Annotated in this window: 10 protein-coding genes and 1 pseudogene; 5 read left to right on the top strand and 6 right to left on the bottom strand. The window is 73.2% G+C overall.

The annotated features are described in order from the left end of the window. Positions 1–91: 91 nt before the first annotated feature. Complete coding sequence (locus tag ACZ43N_RS42300; protein ID WP_468105156.1) at positions 92–1,267, bottom strand: glycosyltransferase; 1,176 nt, start codon at positions 1,265–1,267, stop codon at positions 92–94. A gap of 57 nt (positions 1,268–1,324) precedes the next feature. Here ACZ43N_RS42300 and ACZ43N_RS42295 point away from each other — a divergent pair, with 57 nt between their 5' ends. After that, positions 1,325–2,131 carry a glutamate racemase gene (locus ACZ43N_RS42295; RefSeq protein WP_468105154.1) on the top strand — a complete coding sequence of 269 codons (807 nt, stop codon included), beginning with the start codon at positions 1,325–1,327 and terminating at the stop codon, positions 2,129–2,131. Positions 2,132–2,181: 50 nt separating this feature from the next. Continuing rightward, positions 2,182–2,739: a PH domain-containing protein gene (locus tag ACZ43N_RS42290; protein ID WP_468105152.1), complete on the top strand. Its 558-nt coding sequence runs from the start codon at positions 2,182–2,184 to the stop codon at positions 2,737–2,739. Positions 2,740–2,778: 39 nt separating this feature from the next. On the opposite strand, the gene ACZ43N_RS42285 is transcribed toward ACZ43N_RS42290, so the two are convergent. Next, on the bottom strand, positions 2,779–3,768 hold the full coding sequence (locus tag ACZ43N_RS42285; RefSeq protein ID WP_468105158.1) for an O-antigen ligase family protein: 990 nt from the start codon (positions 3,766–3,768) through the stop codon (positions 2,779–2,781). 282 nt (positions 3,769–4,050) lie between these two features. Here ACZ43N_RS42285 and lnt point away from each other — a divergent pair, with 282 nt between their 5' ends. The 3 genes from lnt to ACZ43N_RS42270 all read left to right on the top strand — a co-directional run bounded on the left by lnt (position 4,051) and on the right by ACZ43N_RS42270 (position 7,618). Next, on the top strand, positions 4,051–5,667 hold the full coding sequence (gene lnt / locus ACZ43N_RS42280; protein ID WP_468105150.1) for an apolipoprotein N-acyltransferase: 1,617 nt from the start codon (positions 4,051–4,053) through the stop codon (positions 5,665–5,667). A gap of 67 nt (positions 5,668–5,734) precedes the next feature. Next, positions 5,735–6,208 carry an NUDIX hydrolase gene (locus ACZ43N_RS42275; protein WP_468105148.1) on the top strand — a complete coding sequence of 158 codons (474 nt, stop codon included), beginning with the start codon at positions 5,735–5,737 and terminating at the stop codon, positions 6,206–6,208. Positions 6,209–6,406: 198 nt separating this feature from the next. Beyond that, complete coding sequence (locus ACZ43N_RS42270; protein ID WP_468105147.1) at positions 6,407–7,618, top strand: hypothetical protein; 1,212 nt, start codon at positions 6,407–6,409, stop codon at positions 7,616–7,618. A gap of 218 nt (positions 7,619–7,836) precedes the next feature. Here ACZ43N_RS42270 and ACZ43N_RS42265 read toward each other — a convergent pair. From ACZ43N_RS42265 to ACZ43N_RS42250, 4 genes and pseudogenes are all read right to left on the bottom strand, one after another. Further along, positions 7,837–7,938 (bottom strand): annotated as a pseudogene (locus ACZ43N_RS42265) (LacI family transcriptional regulator); the annotation flags it as partial. Positions 7,939–8,208: 270 nt separating this feature from the next. After that, entirely contained in the window at positions 8,209–9,426 is a 1,218-nt protein-coding gene (locus ACZ43N_RS42260; RefSeq protein WP_468105145.1) for an ABC transporter substrate-binding protein, read from the bottom strand. Then, positions 9,423–10,328, bottom strand: coding sequence for a hypothetical protein (locus tag ACZ43N_RS42255; RefSeq protein ID WP_468105143.1), 906 nt, complete (start codon positions 10,326–10,328; stop codon positions 9,423–9,425). The genes ACZ43N_RS42260 and ACZ43N_RS42255 overlap by 4 nt, the downstream gene beginning before the upstream one ends. Next, positions 10,325–11,800: a VWA domain-containing protein gene (locus tag ACZ43N_RS42250; protein ID WP_468105141.1), complete on the bottom strand. Its 1,476-nt coding sequence runs from the start codon at positions 11,798–11,800 to the stop codon at positions 10,325–10,327. Before ACZ43N_RS42250 ends, ACZ43N_RS42255 begins: the two co-directional genes overlap by 4 nt. Between the last annotated feature and the right edge of the window lie 87 nt (positions 11,801–11,887).

The raw sequence follows: 11,887 nt of genomic DNA, 5'->3' as shown, positions 1-11,887 counted from the left end.
GGCTGCACACCTACAATCACCACCGCGGACACACCGCGCTCAAAGGCCAACCACCCGCCAGCCGCGTCCCCAACCTCACAGGGCAATACAGCTAGTTCTCCTCGGGGAGCGCCTCCGGGCGGGCGTAGGTGCGGCCCTTCCAGGCCGCGCCGCGCCCCCGGTGGTGCTGCACGGCGGAATCAACCGTCATCAGGAGATAGAGGACCGCGGTGAACGGCAGCAGGGGAGCGAGCCACGGCGGCTGCCGGTAGTGGCGCAGCATCGGCAGGTACGTCGCCGTCATCAGGGCCCAGGCGAGCCCGCCGAACAGCGCCGCCCGCAGGTCACCCGCCGCGAGCCCCAGCACGAACGCGGCGGGCGGCACCCCGTAGACCAGCAGCAGACCGAGGACCGTGCCCGTGAGCAGCAGAGGGCTGTGCCGCAGCTGGGCGTAGGCGCTGCGGGAGACCATCCGCCACAGGTCGTGCAGCCGGCGGTAGGGCCGGACACTGTCCACCCGTTCCGCGAGCCCCAGCCAGATGCGGCCGCCGCTCCCCTTGACCGCCCGGGCGAGGGCCACGTCGTCGATGACGGCCTGCCGGATGGCGTCCGGGATCCGGGCCCGCTCGGCGGCCTCCGCCCGCAGCAGCACACAGCCGCCCGCCGCGGCCGCCGTGCGCGAGCCGCGCACCCCGATCCGGCGGAACGGGTACAGCTGGGCGAAGAAGTAGACGAACGCGGGCACCACGAGCCGTTCCCACACGCTCTCGGCCCGCAGCCGCGCCATCTGCGACACCAGGTCGAAACCTCCGGTGCGCGCCGCTGCGACCAGCGCGCGCAGGCTGTCCGGCCGGTGCGCGATGTCCGCGTCGGTCAGCAGCAGGTACTCGGGCGCATGCGCGTGTGCCAGTCCGATCCCGTGCCGTACGGCCCACAGCTTGCCCGTCCAGCCCGCAGGCGGCTCCCCGGGCGAGGTGACCGTGAGCGGCAGGCCGCCGTGGCGTACGGCCAACTCGCGGGCGAGATCGCCGGTGCCGTCCGTGCTGCCGTCGTCGACCAGGAAGACCTCGGCCCGGCCGGGGTAGTCCTGGGCCAGCAGTGACGGCAGGGTCTCGGGCAGGACGGCGGCCTCGTCGCGCGCGGGGACGACGACGCAGACGTGGGGCCAGTCGTCCGGCTCCCGGCGGGGCGGCAGTCGTACGTCCGTGCGCCAGAAGAAAGCCTGGCCGAGCAGCAGCCACAGCCAGGCGGCGAGTGATCCGGCGGCGGTCCACGCGATGGCGCTCACGTTCGCAGTCTGCCCCACGACGACGGCCCGGCCGAGGCAATCGTCTATCGTGGCCGGGTGAAGATCGCGCTCATGGACTCCGGTATCGGTCTGCTTCCCGCCGCCGCCGCGGTACGGCGACTGCGACCCGACGCGCATCTCGTGATCTCGTCCGACCCCGACGGCATGCCCTGGGGGCCGCGTACTCCGGAGGACCTGACGCGGCGCGCCCTCGCGGTCGCCGAGGCGGCGGCCGCGCACCGGCCGGACGCCCTGATCGTCGGCTGCAACACCGCGTCGGTGCACGCCCTGCCCGCCCTGCGCGCGCTCCTCGAACCCGGGCTGCCGGTCATCGGCACGGTCCCGGCGATCAAGCCCGCCGCGGCCGGCGGCGGCCCGTTCACCATCTGGGCGACGCCCGCCACCACCGGCAGCCCCTACCAGCGCGGACTGATCGAGGAATTCGCCGACGGCGTGCCGGTCACCGAGGTGCCCTGCTGGGGGCTCGCCGAGGCCGTCGAGCACGCCGACGACGCGGCCATCGACGCCGCGATCGCCGCGGCCGCCGCCCTCACCCCCGACGATGTGACGACCGTCGTCCTGGGCTGCACCCATTACGAACTGGTGGCCGAACGCATCCGCGCGGCCGTCCAGAAGCCCGGACATCCGCCCCTCGTCCTGCACGGCTCGGCCGGGGCGGTGGCGGCCCAGGCGCTGCGCCGGATCGGTGAGCTCCCGGCCCCCGAGGCGGGTTGGACCGAGGCCGGTCTGACGGTCATCCTCAGCGGACGCGAGGGCGCGCTGCCGGTCCCGGCCCTCGCGTACGAGGAGGGCAAGCTGCTCCAGGCGGTCGGGACCGCGCTGGCGGCCCATCCCGAGCAGTAACGTTCCGCGACCGGGTGCCTGCGCTGCGGAACCTGAGTACGCTCATAGGCATGAGGGACCACCCCCGCGGCGAGCCGGGCATCCCCGAAGCCCTCACCTCCGAGGTCTGGACCGGCCGCGCGACCAATCGTGCCCAGTGGCTCCTGGCGCTCGGCGGCGCCGCCTTCATGGCGCTGGGCATCGAACTCGCGGTCGACTCCGCGTGGACGTCCGGTGTCGCCCCGCTCGTCATGTCGGTCGTCGGCTGTATCGCGGCCGGACTGCTCGTCCTGTTCGGGACGCTCGCGTTCGTACACGTGTCCGTGAGGGTCGACAGGGAATGCCTCGAAGTGCGCTGCGGCCACATCGGCGTACCGCGCCGCCGCATCCCCCTCTCCCACATCACGGACGTGGACTTCGCCCCCCGCGTCACCCCCCACCAGTGGGGCGGCTGGGGCTACCGCTGGCGCCCCGAGAAGGGCACCGCCGTCGTCGTACGGCGAGGTGAGGCCGTGGTGCTGCGCCTGCGGGACGGACACACGTTCACCATCACCGTCGATCACGCGGAGACGGCCGTACGCGTCATCCGGGCACGGCTCAGCCCCAAGGCGTCCGGCGCCGCACGCTGACGCCGTCCGGGCAGGTCGGCCGCGAGCGTCGTGCTCGGCCTACCGGCCGGCCGCGTCGCGGTCCGCTCCGCCCATGCCAGGCCCCTCCTCCTCCGCGAGGGGCCGTGCCGTCGCCATCCCCGCGAGCAGAGCCGCGCCCGCCGTCACCGTCGTGAAGCTCAGCGCGTTGCCGACCGTGGCGATCGCGGCCAGCGCGGTGAGCGCCGCCCCCGCGGTGAGCGCGACCGGAGTGGCCCGCGGGGTCCGCCACAGGACGTACAGGACCCAGCCGAACACCGTGGCCAGCAGGGCGACGCCGATGATTCCCTGCTCGGCCGCCAGCTGGAGCGGCGCCGAGTGCGGCTTGTCGTCGGCCGGCAGCGCCTGGGCGACCGTCGGACTGAGTTCGCCGAAGCGGCCGGGGCCGGTACCCAGCAGCGGTTCGGCACGGGCCATGCCGAGGGCGTCGTGCCACAGCAGGACGCGGTGCGGGGTGAGCCGGCCCTCCAGCGAGTCGGTCAGCCCCGACGGCAGCGCGTCCTCGGCCGTCGCCCAGGTCGTCGCCGTCACCAGGGCGGTGACGAAGGCCAGCCCCGCGAGCCCCGGGCCCCGGGGCATCCGGGCCGCGGCGAGCGAACAGAGCAGCACCCCCGTGCACGCGACGGCACCGGTGGTCGAGCCGAGCACGCCGGCCGTCACCGCGACGCCGGCGGCGAGCAGGCGCAGGGCGAACCGCAGGCCCGGGGCGCGGGCAGCCCAGGCCGCACAGCAGGCGGCGCCCGCCGACAGCACCAGCAGCGCGGCCGTCGCGCCGGTGTGCCCGAGCGGCGAGACGAGCGGTGAGCCCGCTGTGGTGTGCGGCGCGGTGACCGCCAGTCCGAGACCGGCAAGCGCCCCCGCCCCCGGTGCCACGACCGGCAGCAGGGCACCACAGATGCGGCCCGCCGCATAACCGGCCGACACCGCGAGCACCGCCAGCAGCACCCCTTCGGGGCGGCCGCCCCGAGCCGCCGCAGTGACCAGCGACCAGGCCGCACACGCCCCGAGCATGATCACGCCCGTGACATCCGAAACGTTCCGTCGGTCGGACGCGGCCGACGCTCCGGCCGCAGGCTCCGTCCCCGTGGACCCCAAACCGCCCCCCGACTGTGCCGGCCCCGACCGCTCAACCGTGTTCGGCCGCACGTCAGAGGCTCGGGCACACCGTAACGGGTGATGTGCGGATTTGTGGATGAGATGCGCAGAAACGATGCGGCAGATGCGCGGCGATCCCTCACCGGGGCCGGGGGACCGCGCTGTCAGCGCGGGGGTCGCCCGCCGTACACTCCCCAAGTGACCGTCACCGCGACTCCCGTAGACGAGCCGGAACAGCTCGAACCCCAGGCCGCGCCCGTTTCCCGCGCGTCCCGATGGGCCCGTCGGCTCCTCCCGGCCGCCGCCGCGGCGCTCTGCGGAGTGCTGCTCTACGTCAGCTTCCCGCCCCGGACCCTGTGGTGGCTGGCCCTGCCTGCCTTCGCGGGCTTCGGCTGGGTGCTGCGCGGGCGCGGCTGGAAGGCGGGACTCGGCCTCGGTTACCTCTTCGGCCTCGGCTTCCTGCTGCCGCTGCTCGTCTGGACCGGTGTGGAGGTCGGCCCCGGGCCGTGGCTCGCGCTCGTCGCCATCGAAGCGGTGTTCGTGGCGCTGGTCGGCGCGGGCACCGCCGTCGTCTCGAAGCTTCCCGGCTGGCCCCTCTGGGCCGCCGCCCTGTGGATCGCCGGCGAGGCCGCACGCGCGCGTGCCCCCTTCAACGGTTTCCCCTGGGGCAAGATCGCCTTCGGCCAGGCGGACGGCGTCTTCCTGCCGCTCGCCGCGCTGGGCGGCACGCCGGTGCTCGGGTTCGCGGTCGTCCTGTCCGGCTTCGGACTGTTCGAGGTCGTCCGGCTGATCGTCGAGGGGCGGCGCACCGGTGCGGCCCTCCGCCGGGGGACCGCCGCGGTGGCGGCGCTGAGCGTGGCCGTCCCCGTGGCCGGCGCCCTCGCCTCGCGCGGCCTCGTCAGCGACAAGGCCGAGGACGGCACCGCGACCGTCGCGGTCATCCAGGGCAACGTCCCGCGGCTCGGGCTCGACTTCAACGCACAGCGCCGAGCCGTCCTCGACTACCACGCCAAGGAGACCGAGCGTCTCGCCGCCGAGGTCAAGGCCGGCAAGGCGGAGCAGCCGGACCTCGTGCTCTGGCCGGAGAACTCCTCCGACATCGACCCCTTCGCCAACGACGACGCCCGCGCCGTCATCGAGCAGGCGGCCACCGCCATCGGCGCGCCCGTCTCCGTCGGCGGTGTGGTCGAGCGGGACGGCAAGCTCTACAACGAGCAGATTCTCTGGGACCCGGAGAAGGGCCCCACCGACACCTACGACAAGCGGCAGATCCAGCCGTTCGGCGAGTATCTGCCCCTCAGGTCGCTCATCGGCGCCATCAACAGCGAGTGGACGTCCATGGTCCGCAAGGACTTCAGCCGGGGAACCGAGCCCGGCGTGTTCACCATGGCCGGCGCCGAGGTCGGCCTCGTCACCTGCTACGAGGCGGCCTTCGACTGGGCGGTGCGCTCCGAGGTCACCGACGGCGCGCAGCTGATCTCCGTGCCGAGCAACAACGCCACCTTCGACCGCAGCGAGATGACCTACCAGCAGCTCGCCATGTCCCGGGTCCGCGCGGTCGAGCACAGCCGCACCGTCACGGTGCCGGTGACCAGCGGCGTCAGCGCGATCATCATGCCCGACGGGAGGATCACGCAGAAGACCGGGATGTTCGTCGCGGACTCGCTGGTCCAGAAGGTGCCGCTGCGCACCTCGAAGACGCCCGCCACCCAGCTCGGCACCATGCCCGAGATGCTTCTGGTGCTGGTTGCGGCGGGTGGGCTCGGCTGGGCGCTCGGGGCCGGTGTGCGCGGGAGGCGCGCCGGTGGCGTGTAGCCGTACGCCTCACGTGCGCGTCCGTTAAGCGCCGGGGTGAGGGAGACGGCCCGTTAGGGTCGGCTCCATGGCTACCCCTGAATTCATCCGCACACTCCGCGTCTCCGCCGGTCATCAGCTCCTCTGGCTCCCCGGGGTCACCGCCGTCGTCTTCGACGACGAGGGCAGAGTGCTGCTCAACCGCCGGTCGGACAACGGGCGGTGGTCGCTCATCGGCGGCATCCCGGAGCCAGGGGAACAGCCCGCCGCCTGTGCCGTACGCGAGGTCTACGAGGAGACGGCGGTCCGGTGCGTGGCCGAACGGATCGTCCTGGTCCAGGCACTGGACCCGGTGCTGTACGACAACGGGGACGTCTGCCAGTACATGGACACCACGTTCCGGTGCCGTGCCGTCGGGGGAGAGGCACGGGTCAACGACGACGAGTCGCTGGAGGTCGGCTGGTACTCCCTGGACGCCCTGCCCGACGTGAACGAGTTCGCGCTGCTCCGGATCAAGCAGGCCCTGTCCGACGCGCCCGCTTGGTTCGACCCCGCGGTCTGAGGAGCGGACGGGTCCCGCCCCCCCCACGCATGGGTGCCCGTCGGTCCGGTGCGCCGCCAAGTCCCCACTCAGGCAGGACGGTTGGCGCGGCCGGGCGGCGGGGCCGGTCGCGGTCGGCCCGGCGCGGACGTGTACGTTGGCACATGATCCGTTTCTGACCACGACGGCGCCGGCAACGGCGAAGGGGAAAACGAGCACATGGCACGCGTTGCCGTCATCACCGCGCCGAACATCGGGTACCGCAACACGGGCATGGTCACCGTCGACCTGGCTTTCGAGTCCCTCCGGCGGCGGATGGCCGACCCCGTCGACGCCACCTGGTACACCCTGCACCCGCCGGAGACGGTGGAACCGCGGGCGTGCGCGCAGGGCACCGAGTTCCCGTTCCGCTTCCGTCCGCTGGCCGGGCACGTCGGCGAACTGCGCGACCATGACGCGGTCGTCTTCTGGGGTGACTTCCTGCACACGCGGCACTATCTGGCGCAGGACGCGACGAACCGTCTGCTGGACTTCGGCATCGCGAAGGACCCTGACGCGGCTCGGCTGCTGCTGAACCGCACGCTGCTGCTCGCGGACCAGCCGGACGAACTCCTCGCACGCACCCTCAGCTACGGCGGGACGATCCTGCACAACACACAGTCCGACTACGAGGACAAGGAATACGGTCCGCTGTTCTCACGGCTGGTGACCCGCAGCCACCGGATCTGGATGCGTGAGCCGCTCTCGGCGGCCAGGATCGCGCGCTTCCGCGGCGAACGGACCACCGAGCACTTCGGGGCGGACGCGGCGCTGCTGTCCCGCCCGGGCGACCTCGACCATCTCCCGGCCACGCCCTGGTCCCAGGACCTCCCGGACGGCGGCGCGATCGGCGTGTTCCTCGGCGCGCGCACCGAGATCCCCGCCTGGCTGCCGGACTTCTGCGGGTCCCTGGCGGACCGCCTCGGCGCCCCGCTCGAATGGCTGCCCTGGTTCGACCGGGACATCCCCACGCGCGCCGGCCACATCGCGCAGCGGCCCGGTGAGCACACCTTCGGCGACCTGGTGCGGGTCCTGCCCCGCTACCGACTGGTCATCACGGACACCTACCACCTGGCGGTCAACGCCTGGGGCGCCGGCACCCCGGTCGTGTGCGTGGGCGCTCCCGAGCCGGTGCCGACGACCCACGACGACTATCTGACGCTGAGCGACGTGAAGAAGCATGTGTTCCACATGGCCTACGACGCGGCGGACTTCTACCTGACCACCCTTCCCGACACCCGCGAGGGCCAGGAGCGGCGCCTCGACCGGCTCGTCCGTCTCGTGGAAGGCGGTGGCGCCGACGCCGTGGCCGCGCGGATACGTGAGCACGCCGAGCAGTCGGCGAACGCCTTCACCGAGACGCTCACCTCGCTGCTCGCCACCACGCCCTGATCCGACCCGGACCAGGCGGGCGGGCGTCGGGGAGTCCGGCGGTGGGAAGGCCGGGGCGCCGCTACCAGTCCACCCGGCGCACCGACTGCCGGATGACCCGCTGCGTTCCCCAGGACCACGTGGTCGTCGCCGGCGACGGAGTCCTCGCGGCCGAGACATACGGCGGTACGGCCCAGCTCCTCCTGCGGCACACGGACCGTGGTGAGGGGCCGTGTCAGGTCGGTGGCGAACGGCACGTCGTCGAAGCCCACGACGGACACACCGCCCGGAACGTCGAGGGTGGCCTCGCGGACCGCGGCGAGCGCGCCCAGCGCGACCATGTCGGAGGCGGCGAACGCCGCGCCGAACCCCGGCCCGTGGCGCAACGCGTCCCGGGTACGGACATGGCCCGAGGAACGTGTGCAGGTCCCGGTGGTGTCCAACTCCTCTATGTGCTCGACGCCGCGCGCGCAGTGTCCCGGTATCCGGCCCGGCGCTCGTCCCCGCCGCCGAGCCCCGCCTCACCGCCGAGGAACAACACCACGGGGAGGGCATGAGCTTCCGGTGTGTTCGCGGCGCCCCTGTGAGCCGGGGACCCGGCGACCGCCTCGTCAACCGCCGCCGCACACCGGCAGGGTGGGGCGGCGGTCGTCGCTCAGGGCTTGCAGCTCCCGCAGCCGGGCGTCCAGTGCGTCGGGTGCGACCAGGAATCGCAGGACCGCCTCGTGGAACGCGTCGCGCAGTGCCGGGGGCATGGTGTCCGAGGCGTCCCAGCACAGGCGCCGCTCAGCTCCACGAAGGATCGCGCCGATCCGCCGCCTCGGCGCGTCCTCGTGACCGTCCGTCGTGTGGGCCTTCCGATGGGCGGTGAAGTCCGGCAGCCGGGTGCCGGGGTCGGCCAGGAAACGGATCAGCTTCCTGGCCTCGTCCGTCGCGTTCAGCATGGCCGCGAGGTCACCGGACACCTCCCAGTGGTCGGCGTCCTCACGCGCGCCCGGGATCACCTCGGCGGAGTGGACGAAGTCACCCGCCAGAGGCTTCCAGTGACGGTCGCGGAACGAGCCCAGATGCTCCAGGTTCCGTCGGGGGCAGTCCCGGCCGAAGTTGTCCCGGAGCAGACGGCCGACTCGGGACCGGTCGCCCGCGCCCACCATCTCGCCCCAGGTCCGCCAGGCCTTCCGTACCCGAGGGTCCGTCCACGGGAGGCGGCTGTTCGCCCACTGCTCGTAGACCTCCGGGCCGGACTGCTGCAGCAGGATGTCCTCCACCCAGTCGGTACCCGGCCAGCCCGAGGTGGCGCCCGACTCCATGCCCATGCACCAGCGGCCCGGCTCACCGGCGGCGCGTCCGATCCCGTCCTTCGACAGGTCGCCCGCATGCCACACCATGCTCTTCAGCCCGGTCTTCACCGGCAGCCAGTACGTGCGCTCCCGGCCGTCCCCGCCCGCCACCTTCGGCACCCATACCCCGTCATAGGCACCTGGCTCGAACAGGCCGTCCAGCGGCTCCAGTCTGCCCTCGGCCGCGTAGGCCGTCAGCTCGCCCGGCCCCGGCAGCAGCGCCACGTCGGGTTGCGTACCGGCCGCCAGATCGGCCGCCAGCACCTGGCTCAGGGCGGAACTGCCCTGGTACACGACGTCGATGCGGTGCTCCTCCTCGAACGGCCGCACGGCCCGCTCGAACTGCTGCCGCTCGGCGCCGCTCCAGTTGGCGAGGACCGTGACCGACCCCCTCCAGCCCTGCGTCAGGCGCACGACGGCGACCACCGTGGCGAGCAGCACCAGACACACACCGACGGCGACGAGCGTCCGGGTCCGCGGGCGGCTCATCGGGGCACCCTGAACCGGTACTCGGAGATGCGTGGCCCCAGCCCCGACACCGTCAACACCATCAGGACAACCCCTCCGACGAGGACCCAACCGGACAGCGACGCCCAGAAAGCGGCGTCCGCCATGTACCGCTCCACGTTCGCCCCGGCCTCGGGGATCTCGTCCGCGGACCGGCCCCCGCGCAGCTCGACGAGGGAGTCACCCATCGCCCGGTGCGCCCGGAGCGTGAACCAGCCGAGGACCGCCACCCACCCCGCCCACAGGACGGTGGCGGCGAGCAGCCACGGCTGCACGGCGGTACGGAAACGACGCCGCGCGAACCACTGCGCCTCCACCAGCGCCCCGCACAGCGCGAGGCACAGCACCGCCACCGTGCCCCAGCCCAGCCACAGCGGCCAGGGGAACGACGCCTGTTCCCGGGCGACCGCCAGCTGCCGGTCCCGCAGTTCGTCGAGGCGCTCGACGATGTCGTCCCGGCCCAGCTCCGCGTAGTGCAGGAAGGCCGCGCGCAGCGACGCGTCCTCCTCCCGTCCCGCCAGCTCCACCCAGGCCGAGTAGACCGTGATCAACCCGGTGATCGTCTTCAGGGTGTGACGGTCCGCGGGTCCGGCGACGTTCTCCGAGGCCGCGGCGGCGATGCTCTGATGGGCGACCGATATCTGGGTGTGGAAGTCACCCGTCGCATCCGCGGCCGGCGCGCTCCCGTCGACGGCCGCGTGCGCCCGCTGCACGGCGTTCCTCGCGGTGTCCACGGCCAGGATCCCCGGCGCACTCGACGACGCCAGCGGCACCGTGTCGTCGTGCACGCCCCGATAGGCGGTGAAGAGCACCAGGGTGGAGGCCGCCCCGAGGGACAACAGCAGCCACAGCCTGCGGAGCAGATCGCGCCCGGTGGTGTTCACGCCCGCTCCCGGAGGTCGTGACCGCACAGCGGACAGAAACGCGCCGTCGCAGGCGTCCGTTCCCGGCAGGACGGGCACTGCACGGTGGCCGCGACCGGGTCGCCGACGAACACGGCGTCGGTGGAACCCGAATCGGGGCCGTACGTGCTGTGGCTGCTGGCGGTGATCAGATGCTCGAAGTCGACGGCCGCCACACCGGGACGGAGCCTGACCCGCCCCGCCTGCGCGTCGAGGATCTCCACCAGCCGCTCCAGCCGGTCGAGCGCCTGGTCGGCGCCGATGGCGCGGGCGAGTTGCACGGCCCGGCCCAGCTGCTGCTGCGCCACATCACGCCGCCCGTTGCGGTGGGCGTCCGTGGCCGCCGCGACGGCCTCGCCGAGCCGCTGGTGCTGCTCGAAGTGCTCGACCTGGATGTCGCTCTGCCCGGACAGGGCCACGTCGTCGGTCCAGTGCACCACGCACGGCAGGGCCGGAGCCACCTCCACACCACGGCCGCCGGGCACTTCCAGGGCGACGACCGCGAGCTGCAGGTCCTCGCCCCGGGGCATTCCGGCGGGGTCGGCGGACAGGGACAGCTGGTACCGGCGGGTCTCGTCGCCCCACGCCCGCGTGACGAACCGCAGGGCTCCGTCGCCGTCCGTGCTCACGGGATCCAGCTCCACCTCGGTCGGGAAGACCTGCTTGAGGGAGCGCACCTCGGCACCGGCCGTCGGGGTCACCGAGATCACCAGCTCGGGGATGCTCTTCGCGAGCAGACGGCGCATCAGCCGCTCGTACTCCTGGGGCAGGGACGCCTCTTCCCGCACCGACGAGCTAGTGCCGTGCAGCCGGCTGGTGATACGCAGCAGTTCCCGGCCGTCCCAGCCGTCGCCGATGCCCCAGGCGTCGCACACGAACCGTCCCGCGCACGCCTCCAGGACGTCCGACAACGGCATCAGCTCGTCGTGCTGGTTCTTGCCGTCGGTCAGCAGCAGGACATGGCCGATGGGGGCGTCCGCCTCGACCAGCAACCGGCGGGACAGGTCGAGCCAGCTGCCGATGCAGGTGCCGCCCCCGGCCACCAGGTTCAGCACGGCACGCTCCGCCCGCGCGCGATGCCGGGCGTTCGCCCGCGCCATGGTCGCCGTCGTCGGATAGACCATGTTCGCTGACTGGGTGCCCCGGACCACCGCGAAGGGCGTGCCGTCCGGCAGCAGTCGCAGCGCCGCCACGGCCGCCTGGTGGGCCGCGCGCAGTTTCTCCTGCGGATACGCCATCGAACCGGAGCAGTCCACGGCCAGGACCTGCGCCAGCACGGGCCCCGCGCCGCCGCCGCTCCGCGTGCCGCCGGCCTCGACGGTCAGGATGGCGTGCATCTGCGGTTCCCGCGCCTCACGGGACAGGTACTTCCACTGGCTGATGTCGAGGCCCACGGAAGTGGTCCCCGAGGCCTCGCCGCCCGCCGTTCGCTCGTCCCTCGCGTGCTCGTTCACGGATGCCCCTGTGTCCACGGTGCCCGTGCTCCTCGCCCTCGTCCGCGGGCCGTCGGCCCGCCCGGCCCGTTCACGGCCCGCCGGCGT

The organism is Streptomyces sp. NPDC030814 (assembly GCF_055572155.1).
The sequence above is the reverse complement of the archived record's forward strand: the minus strand, read 5'-3'. Positions and strand labels throughout refer to the sequence as shown.

Bases quoted from the DNA above. Each gene is read 5' to 3' on its own strand.
- ACZ43N_RS42260 (WP_468105145.1), bottom strand. From the start codon at position 9,426: ATGAGCCGCCCGCGGACCCGGACGCTCGTCGCCGTCGGTGTGTGTCTG.
- ACZ43N_RS42290 (WP_468105152.1), top strand. From the start codon at position 2,182: ATGAGGGACCACCCCCGCGGCGAGCCGGGCATCCCCGAAGCCCTCACC.
- ACZ43N_RS42275 (WP_468105148.1), top strand. From the start codon at position 5,735: ATGGCTACCCCTGAATTCATCCGCACACTCCGCGTCTCCGCCGGTCAT.
- ACZ43N_RS42270 (WP_468105147.1), top strand. From the start codon at position 6,407: ATGGCACGCGTTGCCGTCATCACCGCGCCGAACATCGGGTACCGCAAC.
- ACZ43N_RS42285 (WP_468105158.1), bottom strand. From the start codon at position 3,768: ATGCTCGGGGCGTGTGCGGCCTGGTCGCTGGTCACTGCGGCGGCTCGG.